This is a genomic window from Arthrobacter sp. SD1074B (assembly GCF_056780195.1).
On sequence record NZ_JBRAZT010000001.1, the window covers coordinates 1,923,945 to 1,942,186 of the forward strand.

The 18,242-nt window shown below is 68.4% G+C and carries 21 protein-coding genes and 1 pseudogene; 12 read left to right on the forward strand and 10 right to left on the reverse strand.

Annotation, left to right across the window (positions count from 1 at the left end; translation table 11 throughout):
- Positions 1 to 13: 13 nt before the first annotated feature.
- From ACUYM2_RS08895 to ACUYM2_RS08905, 3 genes are all read left to right on the forward strand, one after another.
- On the forward strand, positions 14 to 373 hold the full coding sequence (locus tag ACUYM2_RS08895) for a non-heme iron oxygenase ferredoxin subunit (RefSeq protein ID WP_346958137.1): 360 nt from the start codon (positions 14 to 16) through the stop codon (positions 371 to 373).
- Positions 374 to 486: 113 nt separating this feature from the next.
- A complete protein-coding gene (sufC, locus tag ACUYM2_RS08900; RefSeq protein WP_441418699.1) occupies positions 487 to 1,284 on the forward strand; it encodes a Fe-S cluster assembly ATPase SufC in 798 nt (265 codons plus the stop codon).
- A gap of 13 nt (positions 1,285 to 1,297) precedes the next feature.
- Positions 1,298 to 1,630: a metal-sulfur cluster assembly factor gene (locus ACUYM2_RS08905; protein WP_138769377.1), complete on the forward strand. Its 333-nt coding sequence runs from the start codon at positions 1,298 to 1,300 to the stop codon at positions 1,628 to 1,630.
- 152 nt (positions 1,631 to 1,782) lie between these two features.
- On the opposite strand, the gene ypfJ is transcribed toward ACUYM2_RS08905, so the two are convergent.
- Positions 1,783 to 2,670, reverse strand: a complete 888-nt coding sequence (ypfJ, locus tag ACUYM2_RS08910; RefSeq protein ID WP_481599745.1) for a KPN_02809 family neutral zinc metallopeptidase — start codon at positions 2,668 to 2,670, stop codon at positions 1,783 to 1,785.
- A 59-nt stretch (positions 2,671 to 2,729) separates the two neighbouring features.
- Between ypfJ and ACUYM2_RS08915 the strand changes: the two genes are divergently transcribed.
- Together ACUYM2_RS08915 and ACUYM2_RS08920 are read left to right on the forward strand one after the other, a co-directional pair.
- Entirely contained in the window at positions 2,730 to 4,145 is a 1,416-nt protein-coding gene (locus tag ACUYM2_RS08915) for a class I adenylate-forming enzyme family protein (protein WP_481599746.1), read from the forward strand.
- Positions 4,138 to 5,349 (forward strand): thiolase family protein, encoded by a 1,212-nt coding sequence (locus ACUYM2_RS08920; protein ID WP_481599747.1) that lies wholly within the window; start codon positions 4,138 to 4,140, stop codon positions 5,347 to 5,349. Before ACUYM2_RS08915 ends, ACUYM2_RS08920 begins: the two co-directional genes overlap by 8 nt.
- Before the next feature lie 31 nt (positions 5,350 to 5,380).
- Here ACUYM2_RS08920 and ACUYM2_RS08925 read toward each other — a convergent pair whose 3' ends face one another.
- The 3 genes and pseudogenes from ACUYM2_RS08925 to ACUYM2_RS08935 all read right to left on the reverse strand — a co-directional run bounded on the left by ACUYM2_RS08925 (position 5,381) and on the right by ACUYM2_RS08935 (position 7,436).
- On the reverse strand, positions 5,381 to 6,013 hold the full coding sequence (locus tag ACUYM2_RS08925; RefSeq protein ID WP_481599748.1) for an energy-coupling factor transporter transmembrane component T family protein: 633 nt from the start codon (positions 6,011 to 6,013) through the stop codon (positions 5,381 to 5,383).
- A pseudogene (locus ACUYM2_RS08930) lies at positions 6,010 to 6,651 on the reverse strand (energy-coupling factor ABC transporter ATP-binding protein); the annotation flags it as partial. The pseudogene ACUYM2_RS08930 and the gene ACUYM2_RS08925, both read right to left, overlap by 4 nt.
- 98 nt (positions 6,652 to 6,749) lie before the next feature.
- The gene (locus ACUYM2_RS08935; protein ID WP_481599749.1) at positions 6,750 to 7,436 is read right to left on the reverse strand and encodes a biotin transporter BioY; all 687 of its coding nucleotides are present in this window, start codon (positions 7,434 to 7,436) and stop codon (positions 6,750 to 6,752) included.
- 308 nt (positions 7,437 to 7,744) lie between these two features.
- Here ACUYM2_RS08935 and ACUYM2_RS08940 point away from each other — a divergent pair, with 308 nt between their 5' ends.
- The gene (locus ACUYM2_RS08940) at positions 7,745 to 9,343 is read left to right on the forward strand and encodes an ABC-F family ATP-binding cassette domain-containing protein (RefSeq protein WP_481599750.1); all 1,599 of its coding nucleotides are present in this window, start codon (positions 7,745 to 7,747) and stop codon (positions 9,341 to 9,343) included.
- A 165-nt stretch (positions 9,344 to 9,508) separates the two neighbouring features.
- Here ACUYM2_RS08940 and ACUYM2_RS08945 read toward each other — a convergent pair whose 3' ends face one another.
- From ACUYM2_RS08945 to ACUYM2_RS08960, 4 genes are read right to left on the reverse strand one after another with little or no spacing between them, the layout of a single operon-like run.
- Positions 9,509 to 9,976, reverse strand: a complete 468-nt coding sequence (locus tag ACUYM2_RS08945) for a YbaK/EbsC family protein (protein ID WP_481599751.1) — start codon at positions 9,974 to 9,976, stop codon at positions 9,509 to 9,511.
- Between the two features lie 11 nt (positions 9,977 to 9,987).
- Entirely contained in the window at positions 9,988 to 10,866 is an 879-nt protein-coding gene (locus ACUYM2_RS08950; RefSeq protein ID WP_481599752.1) for an SURF1 family cytochrome oxidase biogenesis protein, read from the reverse strand.
- Positions 10,867 to 11,139, reverse strand: coding sequence for a hypothetical protein (locus ACUYM2_RS08955; RefSeq protein ID WP_481599753.1), 273 nt, complete (start codon positions 11,137 to 11,139; stop codon positions 10,867 to 10,869).
- A complete protein-coding gene (locus tag ACUYM2_RS08960; protein ID WP_481599754.1) occupies positions 11,136 to 11,594 on the reverse strand; it encodes a DUF3099 domain-containing protein in 459 nt (152 codons plus the stop codon). The genes ACUYM2_RS08955 and ACUYM2_RS08960 overlap by 4 nt, the downstream gene beginning before the upstream one ends.
- 154 nt (positions 11,595 to 11,748) lie before the next feature.
- On the opposite strand from ACUYM2_RS08960, the gene fabG reads away from it, so the two are divergent.
- Both fabG and ACUYM2_RS08970 read left to right on the forward strand, forming a co-directional pair.
- Complete coding sequence (gene fabG, locus ACUYM2_RS08965) at positions 11,749 to 12,474, forward strand: 3-oxoacyl-ACP reductase FabG (RefSeq protein ID WP_481599755.1); 726 nt, start codon at positions 11,749 to 11,751, stop codon at positions 12,472 to 12,474.
- 189 nt (positions 12,475 to 12,663) lie between these two features.
- The gene (locus ACUYM2_RS08970) at positions 12,664 to 13,083 is read left to right on the forward strand and encodes an Hsp20/alpha crystallin family protein (protein WP_481599756.1); all 420 of its coding nucleotides are present in this window, start codon (positions 12,664 to 12,666) and stop codon (positions 13,081 to 13,083) included.
- Positions 13,084 to 13,179: 96 nt separating this feature from the next.
- On the opposite strand, the gene ACUYM2_RS08975 is transcribed toward ACUYM2_RS08970, so the two are convergent.
- Positions 13,180 to 13,530, reverse strand: coding sequence for a DUF5655 domain-containing protein (locus ACUYM2_RS08975; RefSeq protein WP_481599757.1), 351 nt, complete (start codon positions 13,528 to 13,530; stop codon positions 13,180 to 13,182).
- Positions 13,531 to 13,854: 324 nt separating this feature from the next.
- On the opposite strand from ACUYM2_RS08975, the gene ACUYM2_RS08980 reads away from it, so the two are divergent.
- Positions 13,855 to 14,619 (forward strand): SDR family oxidoreductase, encoded by a 765-nt coding sequence (locus ACUYM2_RS08980; RefSeq protein ID WP_481599758.1) that lies wholly within the window; start codon positions 13,855 to 13,857, stop codon positions 14,617 to 14,619.
- Positions 14,620 to 14,718: 99 nt separating this feature from the next.
- Here the strand turns inward: ACUYM2_RS08980 and serB are convergent, their stop codons facing one another.
- The gene (gene serB, locus ACUYM2_RS08985; protein ID WP_481599759.1) at positions 14,719 to 15,615 is read right to left on the reverse strand and encodes a phosphoserine phosphatase SerB; all 897 of its coding nucleotides are present in this window, start codon (positions 15,613 to 15,615) and stop codon (positions 14,719 to 14,721) included.
- Between the two features lie 132 nt (positions 15,616 to 15,747).
- Between serB and ACUYM2_RS08990 the strand changes: the two genes are divergently transcribed.
- Genes ACUYM2_RS08990 through ACUYM2_RS09000 form a run of 3 tightly spaced genes read left to right on the forward strand, consistent with a single transcriptional unit; the run spans position 15,748 to position 18,154 of the window.
- Complete coding sequence (locus tag ACUYM2_RS08990) at positions 15,748 to 16,533, forward strand: ABC transporter ATP-binding protein (RefSeq protein ID WP_479780145.1); 786 nt, start codon at positions 15,748 to 15,750, stop codon at positions 16,531 to 16,533.
- 18 nt (positions 16,534 to 16,551) lie between these two features.
- Complete coding sequence (locus ACUYM2_RS08995) at positions 16,552 to 17,337, forward strand: sulfite exporter TauE/SafE family protein (protein ID WP_481599760.1); 786 nt, start codon at positions 16,552 to 16,554, stop codon at positions 17,335 to 17,337.
- A 7-nt stretch (positions 17,338 to 17,344) separates the two neighbouring features.
- A complete protein-coding gene (locus ACUYM2_RS09000; RefSeq protein ID WP_481599761.1) occupies positions 17,345 to 18,154 on the forward strand; it encodes a TrmH family RNA methyltransferase in 810 nt (269 codons plus the stop codon).
- The last annotated feature ends 88 nt before the right edge of the window (positions 18,155 to 18,242 follow it).

Genomic DNA, 18,242 nt, shown 5'->3' on the forward strand with positions numbered 1-18,242 from the left:
ACGGGACAAGAACATGACGGAACAGCCAAAGGGCGAGCTGGTCTGCAACGCCAGCGAGATCCAGGTCAAGCAGGCGCTGCGGATCCTGATCGACGACTACCCGGTCGCGGTCGTCAAGGACTCGATGGGGGAGATCCACGCCATCGGTGACACCTGCTCGCACGCGGACATCTCGCTCTCCGAGGGGGAGGTGGAAGGCTGCAAGATCGAGTGCTGGGGCCACGGCTCCCAGTTCGACCTGCGCAGCGGCCAGCCGCTCCAGCTGCCCGCCTACGATCCCGTGCCGGTCTTTGCCGTCACCATCCAGGATGACGACGTCTATGTGGACGTCAGCACCATCCTCAACGGCGCCGAGGCCCCGAACTTCAGCTGACCGCGGGGGCGAGCCCCGCTTGCCCCCGCGGGCCGGCCAGCCAGCTTCAAGAAAACTTATCGACGAGAAAACGCACCACCGCCGAGGTGGCGGTGCAGAGGAGAACAAGACACATGTCCACTCTTGAGATCAAGGACCTGCACGTCAGCATTGACACCGAGCAGGGCACCAAGGAAATCCTTAAGGGCGTCAGCCTGACCATCAAGACCGGCCAGACCCACGCCATCATGGGCCCCAACGGCTCCGGGAAGTCCACCCTGGCGTCCACCATCGCCGGCCACCCGCGCTACAACGTCACGAGCGGAACCATCACGCTCGACGGCGAAGACGTCCTCGCGATGAGCGTCGACGAGCGCGCCCGCGCCGGACTGTTCCTGGCCATGCAGTACCCGGTTGAGGTTCCCGGCGTCAGCATGACCAACTTCCTGCGCACTGCCAAGACCGCGATCGACGGCGAAGCGCCCAAGCTTCGCACCTGGACCAAGGACGTCAAGGCCGCCATGGCGCAGCTGCGCATTGACGCCGACTTCACCCAGCGGAACGTCAACGAGGGCTTCTCCGGCGGCGAAAAGAAGCGCGTGGAAATCCTCCAGTTGGAGCTCTTCAAGCCGAAGTTCGCCATCCTCGACGAGACCGACTCCGGCCTGGACGTCGACGCGCTGAAGGTCGTCTCCGAGGGCGTCAACCGCGCCCACGCCGAAGGCAACATGGGCACCCTGCTGATCACGCACTACACCCGGATCCTGCGCTACATCAAGCCGGAATTCGTGCACGTGTTCGTGGACGGCAAGGTTGTCGAAGAAGGCGGCCCGGAGCTGGCCGACCGCCTTGAAGAAGAAGGCTACGACCGTTACCTCCCGGGCGCCGGAGCCGCCGCCATCGCTGCCGCCGACGCCGCAGCACAGGCCTAGTTAGGACTGAGCCATGACCGAAATCAATATGGCCCGCACGGGCCTCGAGGATGTCGAAGAGGCACTCAAGGACGTGATCGACCCTGAACTGGGCGTGAACATCGTTGACCTGGGCCTGCTCTACGGCCTGAAGTACTCCGACGACGACGGCGCCCTGCTGATTGACATGACGCTGACCACGGCGGCCTGCCCGCTCACCGACGTGATCGAGGAGCAGGTGGGCAAGGCCCTGGACGGCATTGTCGACGACTGGCGGCTGAACTGGGTGTGGATGCCGCCATGGGGTCCGGAGCGGATCACCGAAGACGGCCGCGACCAGATGCGAGCCCTGGGTTTCAACATCTAGGATCCCCACTGTCACGGCGAACCACGACGGCGGCCGGTCACCTTCGCACAGAAGGTGGCCGGCCGCCGTCGTTTTTCTGCCCTGATGGCATCGATTGCTCCGCAGCCGCCCTTTCAGCACGCCAAACGGGCGGTTAAGGAGCAGCCGATGGGCTACGGGGTGGCGACCTTGAAGGTGTCGCACTGATTGATGTCGCCGGTCTTGTAGCCCTGGTAGAACCACTTCTGCCGCTGCGCGCTGGAGCCGTGGGTCCAGGACTCCGGCGAGACGCGGCCGGTGGCGGCCTTCTGGATCCGGTCATCGCCCACCGAGGAAGCCGCGGACAGGGCGTCCTGCAGGTCTTGGGTCTTGAGCGGTTCCAGGAACGGCTGGCCGCTCTTCGGGTCCTTGGTGGTGGTGGCGTAGCGCACCCATAGGCCCGCGTAGCAATCGGCCTGGAGCTCCACCCGCACCGCGCCGGACTGCGGACCCTGCGGGTCCTGCTGGGCACGGTCGATGGTGCCGAGGACATTCTGGATGTGGTGGCCGAACTCGTGGGCCACCACGTACTCCTGCGCCAGCGGGCCGCCGGAGGAGCCGAAGCGGTCCACGAGCTCCTGGAAGAAGCCCGGATCGAAGTACGCCGTCTGGTCGGCGGGGCAGTAGAACGGGCCGACCTCCGAGGTGGCGGAACCGCAGCCGGTGCTGGTTGCACCGCGGAAAAGGACCGTGTCCGGTCGCGGGTATTTCTTGTTGTACTGCGCCAGGTAGTCCGGCCAGAACGCGTTCAGGCTGTTGACCGTGCCCACGATCCGGCACTCCAGGCGGGCGTCGGCGTCCGCGCCGGTCTTGCACGCCGGAGCGGTGCCCTGGCTCTGCGACTGCTGGTCCTGGGTGCCGCCGGCCAGGCCCTCCAGGAGCTGCGGGTTGATGCCGAACAGCGCGGCCAAGAGCAGCACAATGCCGCCGCCGATCCCGCCGCCTATTTTGGTTCCGCGGCCCATGCCGCCGCGGCTCTGGACCTGCGACGGGTCCAGCTGCACGTTGTCATTGAAACTCATGCTGAAACAATATCCTCCCCCCGGTAGTACGGGCGCCGTTGCCCGGTAAAGTTGATCCGATGCCTTTTCTCGACAGACTCCAGCGCTGGGCCGACGAGCGCCCTGACGGCACCGCCGTCGTCGTGGCCGGAAAACGACTGAGCTGGTCCGAGCTGCGGAACGTCGCGGCCGCGCTCGTCCCGGTGACGCCGGCCGTGACAGTGCTGGCCGAGCGCAACTCCACGGATTTCGCCGCCGCCTTCGCGGCGGCGGTGGCCGGTAGCCGCCGCTGCGCCGTGCTGGACCCCACCTGGCCGCAACAGCTCCTCGGCAGCTTGACCGCGCGGATCGCGGACACCGTCCCCGCCGCCGGCGCCGAGCTGGGCAGCGACCTCGCCGACGGACCGCCCGAGTCGCCGTTCCTGATCGGGCTCACCTCCGGGACCACGGCGCTGCCCAAGGCGTTCAGCCGTTCACGGCGTTCCTGGCAGCTGTCCTTCGACTCCTCCGTCGAGTTCTTCGGCCTGGCCCCGGACGACAGGACGCTCGCGCCCGGGCCGCTGGCCGCCAGCCTCAACCTCTATGCCCTCGCGGAGTGCCTGTATGCCGGCTCCGAATTCCACACCCTCGACCATTTCGACGTCGGGGACGCACACACCGCAGTCAGCCACGACGGCATCACGCGCCTGGTGCTGGTGCCCACGATGCTTCGGCTGCTGAGCGAGCGCGGCCTCGCCGGCGGGGTGGACGCCTCCGGGCTGCGCAGCATCATCTGCGCCGGTTCCAAGCTCGACGCGCGGACCCTGGAAGCCGCACGCCGCTGGGCGCCGAACGCAACGATCTTCGAGTACTACGGCGCCGCCGAGCTCAGTTTCGTCGCCGGCGCGGGCCTCCGGCCGGGCGAGGCACCGGCACTCGGGGGCCCCGGCCTGGGGACCGGGATCGGCGGCCCGTTTCCCGGCGTCGGGATCAGGATCCTGGACGACGGCGGAGCCCCGGTGCCGGACGGGCACGACGGCAACATCTGCGTGCGCAGCGGGATGGTCAGCGACGGCTACCTCTGGGGCGACGACGGCGAGGCGCTGCGGTGCTTCGACGGCTGGTACACCGTGGGGGACCAGGGCTACCTGTCCGGCGGGACCCTGCACCTGCTGGGCCGCCGCTCGGACATGATCGTCACCGCGGGCACCAACGTGTACCCGCACGAGGTGGAGCTGGCCCTCGCGTCGGTCCCGGGAGTCGCGGCCGCGGTGGCCGCCGGGCAGGCGGACGACCTGCGCGGCCAGCGCGTCGTGGCAGCGGTGCTGCCCTCGCACGGCGGCCTGACGGGAACGCAGCTGAAGGCCGGCGTCGAGGACGTCCTGGCCCGGAACAAGCGGCCGCTGGATTATTACCTGCTGGCCGAGCTGCCCCTCACCGACCGCGGAAAGCCCAGCCGTCCGCTCCTGCTTGAATGGATCGCCCGCAACGACCCGCGGATCCGGCGCCTTGGCTGAGGATCCGCTGCCGGCGGACCGGCAACCCGTCATCATCGCCGCACGGCGGACCCCGGTCTGCCGGGCCCACGGTGCCCTGAAGACCCGGCACGCCGAAGAGCTGCTGGCGCCGGTGCTGCGCCGCCTGCTGGCCGACACGGGCGCCGCTGCAGACCAGGTCTCCGACGTGGTGGTAGGCAACGCGGTGGGCGGCGGTGGCAACATTGCCCGGCTGGCGGCCCTCGAAGCCGGACTGCCGGTGAGCGTTCCCGGGCTGACGGTGGACCGGCAATGCGGTTCCGGGCTGGACGCGATAGTACTGGCATCCCGGCTGGTCGCCTCCGGAGGCCCCTTCGGGGGCGGTCCCGGCGGCGGAGGCGGGGGGATGTACCTCGCCGGCGGTGTGGAGAGCGTCAGCACGGCCCCGCTCCGTGCCCGTCCCGGCGCCGGGGGCGAGCCACAGTTCTACCGCCGGGCCCGGTTCGCGCCTGCCCGCTACGGTGACCCGGACATGGGGGTGGCCGCCGAAAACGTGGCTGTCCGTTTCGGCATTTCGCGGCAGCGGCAGGACGACTTCGCGCTGCGCAGCCACCGGCGGGCCCTCGACGCCGCAGCGGCCGGTGCCTTCGATGGCGAGGTTGTGGGCTTGCCCGGGCCCGATGGCCTTGCCATCCCTGATGACGGGCCGCGCCGTACCCTGACACCTGCGGTGCTGGCCCGGTTTCCGGCCGCGTTCGTTCCCGGCGGGAGCGTCACCGCCGGGAACTCCTGCTTCGACGCGGACGGGGCCGCCGCCGTGGTGGTTACCTCGCTGGCCCGGGCGCGTGCCCTCGGTGTCCGCGACGGCCTGCTGGTGGTCGGGACGGACACCGCCGGCGTCGAACCGGCACTGCTGGGGATGGGCGCGGCCGCCGCCGCGGAACGCCTGCTCACCGGTTCCGGCGTCGCGCCCGGGGACCTCGGACTGGTCGAGTTCAACGAGGCCTTTGCCTCGCAGGCGCTGGCATGCCTCGATCAGCTGGGCATCGAACCGCACCGCGCCAACTTCGACGGCGGAGCCCTTGCCTTCGGCCATGCCTACGGGGCGTCCGGCGCAGTGCTCGTGACGCGGCTGCTGGCCCAGGCCCGCCGGGATCCGGTGCAGGGCACACTGGCGCTGGCCATGATCAGCATCGCCGGCGGGATGGGGACCGCCGCGCTCTTCGAGTACCGGTCGTTCCAATAGCCGCCGGGCGGACATGTCCCGGCGGCCGGGCTTAGTCCTCCCAGTCCTCCGTCTCGCCCAATCCGCGGGCCGCCAGGGCCTCGCCGGTCTGCCGGGCAAACGCCACCGTGGTGATGAATACCGGCAGCACCAACGCGCGGGGGTTACGCTCCAGGCCCCGGGCGCGGGCCGAATCACGGACATCGGCATAGGCGCCTGCGATGAAAGGGATGCTGCGCAGCATCACGGCAATCGTCAGCGCAAACCGCTCGGGATCGGCTCCGAGACGGCGGAACGGCCGGGCCAGCGAAGCCACACCGTCCAACAGGGCCTGGACCGGAGTGGTGGCGGTCAGGATCGACGCGGCCACCACACAGACCAGGACATTCAACACGATCCGCGCCGCAGCGGGGCCGCCGAGCTGCCACCATTGGAACAGGCCAATCATGGCCAGCACGGGCAGGACCGGCCGGACCGCGCGAAGCAGCCTCCGGGCACCTGCCCCGCTGAGCAGGAATACCCCGGACAGCAGCGCAAGCCCCACGGCCGCCGCGGCCCAGTCGGCCAGCAGAAATGACCCCATCCCGCAGGCCAGCACCAGCAGGAACTTCAGCCACAGCGGAGCGCGGTGCACCGGGGAATTCCCCGGCACATAGTTGGCCAGCAGGAAGCCATGGCCTCTCATGGCCGCGCCGTATCCCCGCGGCCGGGTGGCACAGCAGCGGGATCGGCAGCGCACAGTTTCCGGTACTTCGCGACGGCGGCGGCCGCCCCGCCGTCAAACACGATCTTCCCGGCGTCCACCACGAGCACCCGGTCCAGATCCAAGGCAAGGTCCAGGTCGTGCGTGGACAGGATGACCTGCTGTTCCAACCCGGCCAGGGTGCGGCGCAGCAGTTCGCGGTTCCGCAGGTCCAGCAGCGTGGACGGCTCATCCAGCACCAGGATGTCCGGCTTGACGGCCAGCACGGCGGCGAGGGCCACCAGCTGCCGCTCGCCTCCGGAGAGCTCGTAGACACTCTGGTCCGCCAGCGCCAGCAGCCCAAAACGCTCTAGGGCCGCTTCGGCCAGGGCGCGTCGTTGGCCGGCGTTCCGCACCGAGCGGCGCAGGGACAATTCCACGTCCTCGCGGCCGGTGGGCATCACCAGCTGCGAGAGCGGATCGGTGAAGACAAAGCCCACTCGGCGGCGTACGGCCCGCACCTCGTGGACGGTGTCCGCACCGGAGACCGTGACAGTGCCGGAGGTCGGCGCAACAAGGCCGTTCAGCAACCGCAGGAGCGTCGACTTGCCGGATCCGTTGGCCCCGATCACGCCGATCCGCCGCTCCGTCAGGTCCAGGGACGTGGCGTGGAGCAGCGTCTTGGGTTCCGGCGAGCCGTCAACGGCAATCCGGACGGCCGCGCGGTCCAGGACAATGCTCATGCGCGTCCGTCTGCCCGCCGGATGCGGCGGACCAGCAGGTCAGGGAAGGCCTTGTGCAGGGCGAGTGCAATCGTGACGGCAAGGACGTTCTTGATGATGTCGCCGGGGTAGAACGCGAGGTCGGCCACGAAAGCCGCGGAGAAGCTGAGTTTGGCGTTGACCATCATGCCAAGGATGCCCAGCCCGTGGACAAAGACGATGCTGCTGACCATGGCGGAGCAGAAGAGCAGCACGGCCCGGAGCTTCCCGGAGCGGGCGGCCGTGCGGCGCAGCACGACGGCGGTCAGGGCACCGACGGCGGTGGCCGCCAGCAGGAAGCCGACGATGTAGCCTGCCGACGGTCCGGCCAGCACTCCCAGGCCGCTGCGCCCGCCGCTGAAGATCGGCAGCCCCGCGAAGCCCAGGAGCAGGTAGAGCCCGACGGCGGCAAAGGCGCGGCCCGCCCCCAGCGCGAGTCCGGTGAGCATCACCGCAAGGGTCTGCAACGTGATCGGCACACCCAGGCCGGCCACCGGGATGGCCGCAACAAGCGCCGACGCCGCGACCAGGGCGGCGAAGACCGCGATCAGTCCCAGGTCGGTCGCATCCCAGCGCTTCCGCCGGGTTCCCTTGGACGTCGTGGCACTGGAACCGATTGGTTTTGTGGTGCCGGCGTCGGTGACGGCATTGTCGGCGTTGCTCATGGTGTTTCCTGTCGCGTAGTCGGTCCGGAGGTCTCACTTCCGACGATACGTCCGCGGCAACGCGGCCATTTTGTAGGCCTTCCACTAAGCGGCGGCCCCCTCGCTGGACAACTGCGCCAATTCGGCGAAGCGGCGGCCGGCGAGGGTGGGGGCCGGCCGCCGTCGTCCGCGGCGTTGCCCGATGTCACCCGGCAGGGGAGGTGCCGGTAGACTGGTAGAGGCCGAACTCTTGGCCACACTGCCCCGGCCCCGTCCAGATTTCATCCGTTGTGCCGCGGCGTTCCCTGTTGTGAAAGGCCTTAGCTGCATTGATTACCGTCCAGGATCTCGAACTGCGCGCCGGCGCCCGTCTGCTTATGGACCAGGTGAGTTTCCGGATCGACAAGGGAGACAAGATCGGCCTCGTTGGCCGTAACGGTGCAGGCAAGACCACGCTGACCCGCGTGCTGGCCGGCGAGGGCCTTCCCGCCGCGGGGAAGGTTACCCGCAGCGGTGAGATCGGCTATCTGCCGCAGGATCCCCGCACGCCGGACATGGAGCAGCTGGCCCGGGACCGGATCCTGTCCGCCCGCGGCCTCGACATCGCGGTCGGCAAGCTCCGGGTCGCGCACGAGGAGATGGCCAGCGAGGACGCCAACATCCAGCGCAAAGCCATGAACCGCTACGACCGGCTGGAATCCGAATTCCTCGCCGCGGGCGGCTACGCTGCCGAGGCCGAGGCCGCAGCGATCTGCTCCAACCTCGCCCTGCCGGACAGGCTGCTGAACCAGCCGCTCAAGACCCTCTCCGGCGGCCAGCGCCGCCGTGTGGAGCTCGCCCGCATCCTCTACTCCGATGCCGAGACGATGCTCCTCGATGAGCCCACCAACCACCTCGACGCCGACTCCATCGCCTGGCTGCGCGACTTCCTCAAGAACCACCAGGGCGGCCTGATCGTGATCAGCCACGACACCGAACTGCTCGAAGCCACGGTGAACAAGGTCTTCCTGCTGGACGCCAACCGCGCGCAGATCGACTTCTACAACATGGACTGGAAGCGCTACCTGACGCAGCGCGAAACCGACGAGCGCGCCCGCAAGCGCGAACGCGCCAACGCCGAAAAGAAAGCCCAGGTCCTGATGGACCAGGCCAACAAGATGCGCGCCAAGGCCACCAAGGCCGTCGCCGCCCAGAACATGGCCAAGCGCGCCGAGCGGCTGCTCGGCGGACTTGAAGCGGTGCGCGAGAACGACCGCGTAGCCGCCCTGCGCTTCCCGGACCCGTCGCCCTGCGGCAAGACCCCGCTCACCGCCGACGGCCTCAGCAAGTCCTACGGTTCGCTGGAAATCTTCACTGACGTCGACCTCGCGATCGACCGCGGCTCCAAGGTGGTCATCCTGGGCCTCAACGGCGCCGGCAAAACGACGCTGCTGCGCATGCTCGCCGGCGTCGACAAGCCCGACACCGGTGAAGTCATCCCCGGCCACGGGCTCAAGGTGGGCTACTACGCGCAGGAGCATGAGACGCTCGACGTCGATCGCACCGTGCTTCAGAACATGCGTTCGGCCGCGCCGGACATGAACGACTCCGAGGTCCGCGGGATCCTGGGCTCGTTCCTGTTCTCCGGCGACGACGTCGACAAGCCCGCGGGTGTGCTCTCCGGCGGTGAGAAGACCCGGCTGGCGCTGGCCACCATCGTGGCGTCGAGCGCGAATGTGCTGCTCCTGGACGAGCCCACCAACAACCTCGACCCGGCCAGCCGCTCGGAAATCCTCGGTGCGCTGCGCAACTACACGGGCGCCGTCGTCCTGGTGAGCCACGATGAGGGGGCCGTCGAGGCGCTCAACCCGGAGCGTGTCGTGTTGCTGCCTGACGGCGTCGAGGACCTCTGGAACGAGGACTACCTGGATCTGATCACGCTGGCGTAGGCCCACCAGGCTCGCCTTCCGCTACGTCGCGGTCGCCTTCGCGCCTCGGCGCGCTCGATTTGCCGCGTGCTCGCTCGTTCCTCGCTTAGACGCACGCTACGCAAATCCAACGCGTCGCTGCGCTATCGGTCATGTCACCGTTGCGCTTGGCGCCAGTTCACCTTCCTAGCGGACGGGCATTTGTTGCGCGGCGGTGATGCGGAGGAGTTCCTGGTAGGTGATCGAGAACATGGAGTTGTGGTCTCCGGCGCCGGCCCAGAGGATGGGGTGGGCTGAGAGGGAGTCGTCCAGCAGGGTACTGATCTTCGCCGGGTGGCCGACCGGGGCCACTCCGCCGACGCGCTGACCGGTGTGGTGCAGGACGAAGTCGGGGGAGGCACGGCGGATCGTCCCGGAGCCGAGGCTGGCTTCCACTCTGCGGACGTCCACCTTGGCTGCGCCGCTGGCAAGGATGAGCAGGGGAGCGCCGTCCAGGTCGAAGATGAGGCTGTTGGTGATCGCCGCGACGTCGCAGCCCAAAGCGTGCGCTGCCGCCGCCGCCGTCGGCACGGCGGACTCAAAAATAGCCACGGTGTCCGCGGCGCCCGCCGTGAGGAGCGCGCGCCGGACGTTGGCTACGGCGTCGGGGTCCATACGGTGCTCCTTCAGAATCCCTGGGCGTCCAGGATCGCGTCTTCCACTTCCTCGGCCGTGGCAGTCTTGCGTTTGCGTGGGACTGTCCGACGGCGGGGGGCCGGGTTGCTCGCGTGCAGGTACCCGTCGCCGGCGTCCTGGCCCTCGGCATCCTCCGCATCAATCGCGGCGTTCCGGGCCTGCTGCCGCGCCGCGTAACCGAAGCCCACGAACATGAGGACGCCAAAGGCAAACCACTGCAGCGAATAGGACAGGTGGGTGCCTTCCTCGGTGGACGGCTTGGGAAAGCCGACGGGCATGTCCGCGACCGGCGGGGTTTCCGAAGCCAGTTGGCCATAGGCGCCGGTGAGCAGCGGATACCCGAGCTGGGACGAGTAGCTGGCCAGGTCGATCGACGCCAGCTGTCCGGCCGGGGCACCGCGCTGCAACTCCGGCTCGGCAGGCTTGAGCCGGGCCACCACTGTGATGGTGCCGGGCGGCGGGGCCGGGACCGAGTCCGGGCTTCCGGGAGTCTTGTTGCCGATAGGGAGCCAACCGCGGTCGATCACGACCGTTTCGCCGGACTCCAGCTTGAACGGGACCACCACTTCATAGCCGGGCTGTCCGTTGAGCGGGCGGTTGCGGACAATCCGCTGCCCGGCTTCGTCGTAGCGGCCGCGCAGCTCCACCTGCGTCCACTCCCGGTCGGCGTCGAGCTTGATGAACTGGTCCCGGGCGTCCGCGAAGGGGATCGGGGTCGCGGAGTAATTCGAGACGACGCGGTTGATCTCCGCGAGGGTCTCGGCCCGGCGGTCCATCTGCCAGCGGCCCAGGAACACGCACGCGGTGGCAAAAATGGCGGCCAGCAACAGGTAGCCCAGCCACTTGCTGGAGAAAAGGAAGCGGTACATTCAGCCGGCCCTGCCCGGAGCGGTCGTTGACGGCGCGGCGTCCGGTGCGCCGTCCAGCGCGACCGTGTCCTTCCAGAGCCCGCGCGTCTGCAGATATTCCTCCAGCCAGGCGCGGTGTTCCGCGCAGGCGAGCCAGATTTTGCGGCGCTCCGGGGTGTGGATCTTCGGGTTGTTCCACAGCAGCTGCCACTCGGCGTCGGCGCGGCAGGCCTTGCGCGAGCACATCGCCGATGCAGGCTCGGCTGGAGAGCCGGCAAGGTCAAAAATGTTCATGAAGCAGCCCGCCTGTGGTCTTCGTCGTCGTCGTCAATCAGCTCGCCCTTCAGCAGCGTGATGGGGGCGTCATCCGCCGCCGGCGGGCCCTGGCCGGGAGTTTCCGCTGGGCGTGGCGCGTCCAGTTCGCCCATCGGGACGTAATCGATCAGCGACTCGCTGTGGACTTCGGCGCGGTCGCTGCCGTTGGCGATCACGACCGCAAACCAAGGCAGGAAGACGGCTCCAATGATGGGGAGGACCTTGAACCAGCCGTCCACGACGAACACGAGGACCAGGCAGATCATCCGGATGCCCATGGCCACGGCATACTTGATCATCCGCTGGCGCATCTCTTCCGAGTGGGCGGTGGCGGCGTCGGTAATGCTATGGACCTCGGTGTCACCGGAGTACTCCCCGGACGACCGCTCACCGGGTCGGTTCTTGTTTGTCACGGCTGTCAGATCACGCTCCATAGGCTTCCTTCGATTCTCTCACCATCGGCGGGGGCGCCCAAACAGCCGGCCCGCGCGCGGGCCGGGGACGTTCGTGCCGGAGGCTAAGATCGGAGGCAGGAAAATCCAGCCCACCAACGCGGTGCCAGTGAGCCGCAGAATCCCGGAGTCCAATATGTCTGAAGCAACCTCCACCGGCCGCAGCGTCCTGATCACCGGCGGCAACCGGGGCATCGGCCTTGCCATCGCGGAATCCTTCCTGGCCAACGGCGACAAGGTCGCTGTCACCTACCGCAGCGATACCACCCTCCCGGCCGGTATTCTCGGCGTCAAAGCCGACGTTACTGATGAGGCCTCCGTGGACGCCGCGTTTGCCGAAGTCGAGGCGGCGCACGGGCCCGTGGAGGTCCTCGTCGCCAACGCCGGCATCACCAAGGACACGCTCCTGATGCGGATGAGCGAGGACGATTTCACGTCGGTGATCGACACGAATCTCACCGGCGCCTTCCGCGTTATCAAGCGCGCCTCCAAGGGCATGATCCGGTCCCGCAAGGGCCGCGTCGTGCTCATTTCCTCCGTGTCCGGCCTCTACGGGGCGCCTGGCCAGATCAACTACTCCGCGTCGAAGGCCGGCCTCGTTGGCATTGCCCGCTCACTCACCCGCGAACTCGGGGCTCGCGGCATCACCGCCAACGTCGTGGCGCCGGGCTTCATCAACACGGACATGACCGCCGAACTGCCGGAATCCACGCAGAAGGACTATCTGTCCAAGGTTCCTGCGGGCCGCTTCGCCGAAGCGTCTGAAGTCGCCGACGTCGTGCGCTGGATCGCCAGCGATGAGGCGGCCTACATCTCCGGTGCTGTCATCCCGGTCGACGGCGGCCTCGGCATGGGCCACTAGGCCTGGCCGGACCTGCCCGCTGGGTCTGCCGGCGGAGGGCCGACGGCGACCGTGGCGTCCGACGGCCCCGGAGGGTTCCCTCCCCGGGGCCGGGCCTTTGGCCCTAGGCGGCGCCGCGGCCGGGGGCATGTAATGGCCTTACAGCCCCTGACCACGCCAAGGCAGGGGCGTGGACCCAGGAGGATTATTATGGCTGATCTCAGCAAGTGGGCACCCTCGGACATGTTGGAGCCCGTCCGCCGCTTCCTCGACGGTGACTTGACGATGGCCTCGACCATCAAGGTCGAGCAGTTCCAGGACGGAAACACCCTGGTGGTACGGGCGGAAGTTCCCGGCATCGATCCCGACAAGGACGTCGATGTGTCGGTCAGCGAAGGCATGCTGCACATCAGGGCCGAACGCGAGGAGAAGACCGAACACAAGAGCAAGACGGGGTACCGTTCGGAGTTCCGCTATGGCTCTTTCCTGCGCAGCATCGCCCTGCCGGCCGGGGCCAAGGAAGAAGACATCACCGCCAGCTACAAGGACGGTGTCCTGGAAGTCCGCGCGCCTGCCCCCGTGGCGGCGCCGGGCGAGGCGACCAAGAAGATCCGGGTAGACCGCGCCTGACCGGCCCGTCCCACCGCCGGCCGGCACCTCACCGAGGGTTCCCTCGGGTCCTGCGGGTGTCTGCCGGCCGGCTGCGGACAGGCGCCGCGCGTGGCTTTAGTCGGCCTCGTACCGGGCCTGCCGCAGCCAGCCCTCCACTTCGGCGTCGAGGTCGTCCTCGGAACGAAGTTCCAGATGATGCATCCACACTCCGGGTGACGGGTGCACCACCGACTTGAACCGGGGCGAGTCAATCCGGCTGCCCGCGGCAATCGAGAGCACGGCCGGCACGTCGGAGCGCACGTAGCGCCCGGGCCACCAGACGTAGGCGAAGCCGCGGCGCCGCCCGCGGAAGGCGACCTGGCTTCTTGTCGCCCTGATTTCAGGCGGATCGATGGCGTCCGGGCCGACTGTAGGCAGATCGGTTGCGCGCCGATCTGCTGCGATCGGCGCGGGTCCGGAAAGCATCCGTTCAACCGCGCGGTACAGGGCAAGGCCCCGGGGTGACCCGTAAAAGATTTCCTCCGGCGTGGACTCAGTGCCCCGGCTCCCCATGGCCGCGAGACTACGCCGCTGCGGGCAGCCGCAACAGCCGCAGGCACCATGTGCACTTCCGGACCCGCCCGGAGGGCATGTCCCGAGGAGACCCGGCCGCCACCCGGACGCCGCTGGCACCGGAACTAGGCCTGCGCGGCTTCTTTGTGGATCCCGGACAATCGAATTGCTGCGGACCGCTGGCATGATGGACAGCAGACCCCACAGTATTTGGACGTTTGGAACAAAGGAGCTCGAATGGGACTGCTGGACAACAAGACCGCGATCGTTACCGGTTCGTCGCGCGGCATTGGCGCAGAGGTGGCCAAGTTTCTCGCCGCCGAGGGTGCCGCCGTCGTCGTGAACTACCGCCAAAAGGCGCCGCGCGCCAACAAGGTTGTCGCGGAAATCGAGGCAGCGGGCGGCCGGGCCGCAGCCGTGGGCGCTGACCTTACCACGCAGGAAGGTGTCCAGGCCCTGGCCAGCGCAGCGATGGAGAACTTCGGCTCGCTGGACCTGCTGGTCCTCAACGCCTCGGGCGGCATGGAATCCGGCATGGAAGAGGGCTACGCGCTCAAGCTGAACCGCGACGCCCAGGTGAACATGCTCAATGCCGCCGTGCCGCTGATGTCGGAAGGCTCGCGGGTGGTCTTTGTGACCAGCCACCAAGCCCACTTCATCGAGACCGTGCCCACCATGCCCGAATATGAGCCCGTCGCCCGCAGCAAGCGCGCCGGCGAGGACGCACTCCGCGAGCTCGTTCCGAGCCTCGCCGACAAGGGAATCTCCCTGGTCGTGGTATCCGGCGACATGATCGAAGGCACCGTTACCGCCACGCTGCTGGACCGCTCCAACCCGGGCGCCATCGAGGCCCGCCGCGCCGAGGCCGGCAAGCTGTATTCGGTCAAGGAATTCGCCGCCGAGGTCGCGAAGATGGCCACCGCCGACGTCGAGACCGGCCACACCGAATACGTTGGCGGTGCCGACTACTTCGACAAGTCGAACGGCGCAGGCAGCAACTAACAAGCGCCGAGAGGGCATGTGGCGGCAGTGGTTTCAAGAACACTGCCGCCACATGCCATCTGGTGTTAGCAGGCGGCCCGCCATAGACGGCGCCGGACCCTAGACGCCGGCGATGTGCCGGACGGCGTCGAGGTACGGCATGTTCACGGCCGCGTCTGCCACTGCGCGGACGGCCGGCTTGGCGTTGAACGCGACCCCGATGCCGGCCGCGCCCAGCATGTCCAGGTCATTGGCCCCGTCGCCCACCGCGATGGTGTGCTCCATGGGGATGCCCTCGGCGGCGGCCCACTCCCGCAGGTATTTCTCCTTGGCGGCGCGGTCCACGACGTCGCCGAGCACTTTTCCGGTCAGCGCGCCGTCGACAATTTCCAGTTCGTTGGCGATCCAGTAATCCAGCCCCAGGCCCTCGGCGATCGGCCGCAGGATCTGGTTGAAGCCGCCTGATACGACGGCGACGGCGTGCCCGGCCGCTTTGAAGGCCGCCACCAGCTCGGACGCCCCGTCGCTCAGGGTGACCTCGGCGCGGACGGACTCGACGACGTCAGCCGGCAGCCCCGCGAGCACCGCCACCCGGGCGTGCAGACTTTGCGCAAAGTCCAGTTCCCCGCGCATGGCCGCCTCTGTCACCGCCGTCACTTCCTCGCGTTTGCCGGCATAGGCCGCCAGGAGCTCAATGACTTCCTGCCGGATCAGCGTCGAGTCCACATCCATCATCAGGAACTTCCGCGGGGCGTCCCGCAGGGCGGCGGGCACAATCGCCGTGCCGACGCCGTCAATCCCTGCCGCGGCAATGCTCCGGCGCAGCCCGGCCAGCCGGGTGGCCGTCAGGGCGTCCTCCAGCGTGCAGTCGGCGGAGTAGACCGAAAAGCGGCCGTCGCCGGCGGTGCTCTCAGCGCCGACGGACAGCCCCGCTCCGGCCAGCGAACGGCGGAGCTGCTCTACTTGGGGAAGGGACAAATTGACGCCGTAGCTGACCGCGGTCACGTTCGAACTCATGGCCTCAATCCTAGCGAGCGGTCCGCAGCCGCCCTGAATTCGTTTCGCGCCGGTGACGCGCCCGGGGGACACCGCCGCGGGATGCCTGCCCGGTTATCAGTCGTCCGCTTTTTTGTCCTAGTGTCTACTCCTATGAGTGATGTTCTTGAAATGGCCGCCGTCAGCGTTGTACGTGGGGCAAAAACGCTCCTGGACAAGGTTGACTGGCAGGTCAAGGAAGGCGAGCGTTGGGTGATTCTGGGCCCCAACGGCGCCGGCAAGACCACTCTGCTGCAGGTGGCCGCCGCCCGCCTGCACCCCACCAGCGGCATGGCCGGGATCCTCGAAGAAATCCTCGGCGCCGTAGACGTCTTCGAACTGAGGCCGCGGATCGGGCTCTCCTCCGCCGCCCTCGCCAACCAGATTCCCGAGCACGAAAAGGTCCTCAACGTCGTGGTGACGGCCGCGTACGGCGTCACCGGCCGCTGGCGTGAGGGCTACGAGAAGGACGACGAACGCCGCGCCTTCGCCCTGCTCAACGAATGGGGCATGGGCCCGCTGCTGAACCGCCCGTTCGCGTCGCTCTCCGAGGGCGAACGCAAGCGCGTGCAGATTGCCCGTGCGCTCATGACGGACCCGGAACTGCTGCTGCTCGACGAGCCCGCCGCCGGCCTTGACCTGGGCGGCCGCGAAGATCTCGTCCACCGGCTCAGCGAGCTGGCCCGGGATGAGGCCGCCCCCGCGATCGTGCTGGTCACGCACCACCTCGAAGAGGTCCCCCCGGGCTTCACGCACGCCCTGCTGATGCGCGACGGCGGCGTAGTCGCCTCGGGCCCGCTGGCAGACGTGCTGACCGCGGAAAACCTTAGCAAGACGTTCGGCGTCGACCTCGACGTCAGTGTGTCCGGCGGCCGGTACACCGCCACCGCACGCCGCTGAAGGGCCCGCTGACAGCGCGTGGAGTTCCTCAGTAGCGTCTTCATTTTCTTCGCCGGCCTCTGGGCCGGCACCATCAACAGCGTGGTCGGCTCGGGCACCCTGGTGACGTTCCCGGTGCTGATCGCCCTCGGCTTCGCCCCGGTGACCGCCTCGATCAGCAACGCCATGGGCCTGGTGGCAGGCAGCGCGGCCGGGGCCTGGGGATACCGCAAGGAACTCGCCGGGCGGCGGAACCAGCTCCTGCGGCTGCTGCCCGCCTCGCTGCTGGGCGGCATCACCGGCGCCTACCTGCTGCTGCACCTGCCGGAAATAGTATTCCAGTATGCGGCGCCCGCCCTGATCGTGGTTGCCCTGTTGATGGTCGTGTTCCAGCCCAGGCTGCAGCGCTGGGTGCAGAACCGGGAAGAGAACCCGGAGCACGCCATCCGGGACAAACGGCACGGGATCCTGCTCGTGGCCCTGGTCTACCTCGCGGGCGTCTACGGCGGATACTTCGTGGCGGCGCAGGGAATCCTGCTGGTCGGCATCCTCGGAGTGTTCATGGCCGGCACCATGCAGAACGCCAACGCCATGAAGAACATCCTGGTCCTTGGCGTGAACCTCGTTGCCGCAGCGTCATACCTGCTTTTCGCTTTCGACCGGATCAGCTGGCCCGCCGTGGGCCTGATCGCCGTCAGTTCGCTGATCGGCGGCCTGGTCGGTTCCAAAGTGGGCCGCCGCCTGTCGCCCCCGGTGCTGCGCGGCGTCATCTTCATCCTGGGAACGGTGGCCCTGGTGTTCATGATCGCCAAGCTGGTGAACTGAACGGCCCATGAGCTTCCACTACCTCGAATCCGCCGACGACCCGCGCGTTGCCGACTACACCCAGCTGACCGACGTGCACCTGCGCAAGCTCCGTGAACCCGCCGAAGGCATGTACATCGCGGAATCCTCCCGGGTCCTGCGCCGCGCCCTCGCCGCCGGGCACCGGCCGCGCTCGTTCTTCCTCGCGGAGAAATGGCTCCAGGACCTCGCCGATGTCTTCGAGGCCTACCCCGATGTGCCCGCGTACATCGGCTCGGCCGCGCTGCTGGAGGAAATCACCGGCTTCCACCTGCACCGCGGCGCCATGGCGGCCATGCACCGCCCCGCTCCCGTGCCGCTGCCCGAACTGCTCGCAGGTGCCCGCCGGATCGCGGTCCTGGAGGACATCGTGGACCACACGAATGTCGGTGCGATCTTCCGGTCCGCGGCCGCCCTGGGGCTCGACGCCGTGCTGGTCTCCCCGCGCTGCGGGGACCCGCTCTACCGGCGCAGCGTTCGCGTGAGCATGGGCACCGTATTCCAGGTCCCGTGGGCCCGGCTCGAAGACTGGCCGGGCGAGCTGGCCATGCTGAAGAAGCACGGCTTCCTCGTCGCCGCCATGGAACTGACACCGGACGCCGTGGACGTCGACATGCTCGCGGGCCGGAACCCCGACCGGCTGGCCCTGGTCCTCGGCACCGAGGGTGCCGGGATGAGCGACGCAACCCTCGCCGCTGTCGACCTGGCCGTGAAAATCCCGATGCGCCCCGGCGTCGATTCGCTCAACGTCGCGGCCGCGTCCGCCGTCGCATTCTGGGAACTGCGGCCCCGCGACTGATGCCCCAACCCGGGCCGCCCCGCCGTTGGCAGGATCCGGAGAGTCCGCGCGCGGTCCGGTTCGTCCAGTCGGAGGATCTGGGCTATTA

Bases quoted from the DNA above. Each gene is read 5' to 3' on its own strand.
- fabG (WP_481599755.1), top strand. From the start codon at position 11,749: ATGTCTGAAGCAACCTCCACCGGCCGCAGCGTCCTGATCACCGGCGGC.
- ACUYM2_RS08970 (WP_481599756.1), top strand. From the start codon at position 12,664: ATGGCTGATCTCAGCAAGTGGGCACCCTCGGACATGTTGGAGCCCGTC.
- ACUYM2_RS09000 (WP_481599761.1), top strand. From the start codon at position 17,345: ATGAGCTTCCACTACCTCGAATCCGCCGACGACCCGCGCGTTGCCGAC.
- ACUYM2_RS08895 (WP_346958137.1), top strand. From the start codon at position 14: ATGACGGAACAGCCAAAGGGCGAGCTGGTCTGCAACGCCAGCGAGATC.
- serB (WP_481599759.1), bottom strand. From the start codon at position 15,615: ATGAGTTCGAACGTGACCGCGGTCAGCTACGGCGTCAATTTGTCCCTT.
- ACUYM2_RS08990 (WP_479780145.1), top strand. From the start codon at position 15,748: ATGAGTGATGTTCTTGAAATGGCCGCCGTCAGCGTTGTACGTGGGGCA.
- ypfJ (WP_481599745.1), bottom strand. From the start codon at position 2,670: ATGAGTTTCAATGACAACGTGCAGCTGGACCCGTCGCAGGTCCAGAGC.
- ACUYM2_RS08975 (WP_481599757.1), bottom strand. From the start codon at position 13,530: ATGCTTTCCGGACCCGCGCCGATCGCAGCAGATCGGCGCGCAACCGAT.
- ACUYM2_RS08950 (WP_481599752.1), bottom strand. From the start codon at position 10,866: ATGTACCGCTTCCTTTTCTCCAGCAAGTGGCTGGGCTACCTGTTGCTG.
- ACUYM2_RS08955 (WP_481599753.1), bottom strand. From the start codon at position 11,139: ATGAACATTTTTGACCTTGCCGGCTCTCCAGCCGAGCCTGCATCGGCG.
- ACUYM2_RS08945 (WP_481599751.1), bottom strand. From the start codon at position 9,976: ATGGACCCCGACGCCGTAGCCAACGTCCGGCGCGCGCTCCTCACGGCG.
- ACUYM2_RS08980 (WP_481599758.1), top strand. From the start codon at position 13,855: ATGGGACTGCTGGACAACAAGACCGCGATCGTTACCGGTTCGTCGCGC.
- ACUYM2_RS08935 (WP_481599749.1), bottom strand. From the start codon at position 7,436: ATGAGCAACGCCGACAATGCCGTCACCGACGCCGGCACCACAAAACCA.
- ACUYM2_RS08905 (WP_138769377.1), top strand. From the start codon at position 1,298: ATGACCGAAATCAATATGGCCCGCACGGGCCTCGAGGATGTCGAAGAG.
- ACUYM2_RS08960 (WP_481599754.1), bottom strand. From the start codon at position 11,594: ATGGAGCGTGATCTGACAGCCGTGACAAACAAGAACCGACCCGGTGAG.
- ACUYM2_RS08915 (WP_481599746.1), top strand. From the start codon at position 2,730: ATGCCTTTTCTCGACAGACTCCAGCGCTGGGCCGACGAGCGCCCTGAC.
- ACUYM2_RS08925 (WP_481599748.1), bottom strand. From the start codon at position 6,013: ATGAGAGGCCATGGCTTCCTGCTGGCCAACTATGTGCCGGGGAATTCC.
- sufC (WP_441418699.1), top strand. From the start codon at position 487: ATGTCCACTCTTGAGATCAAGGACCTGCACGTCAGCATTGACACCGAG.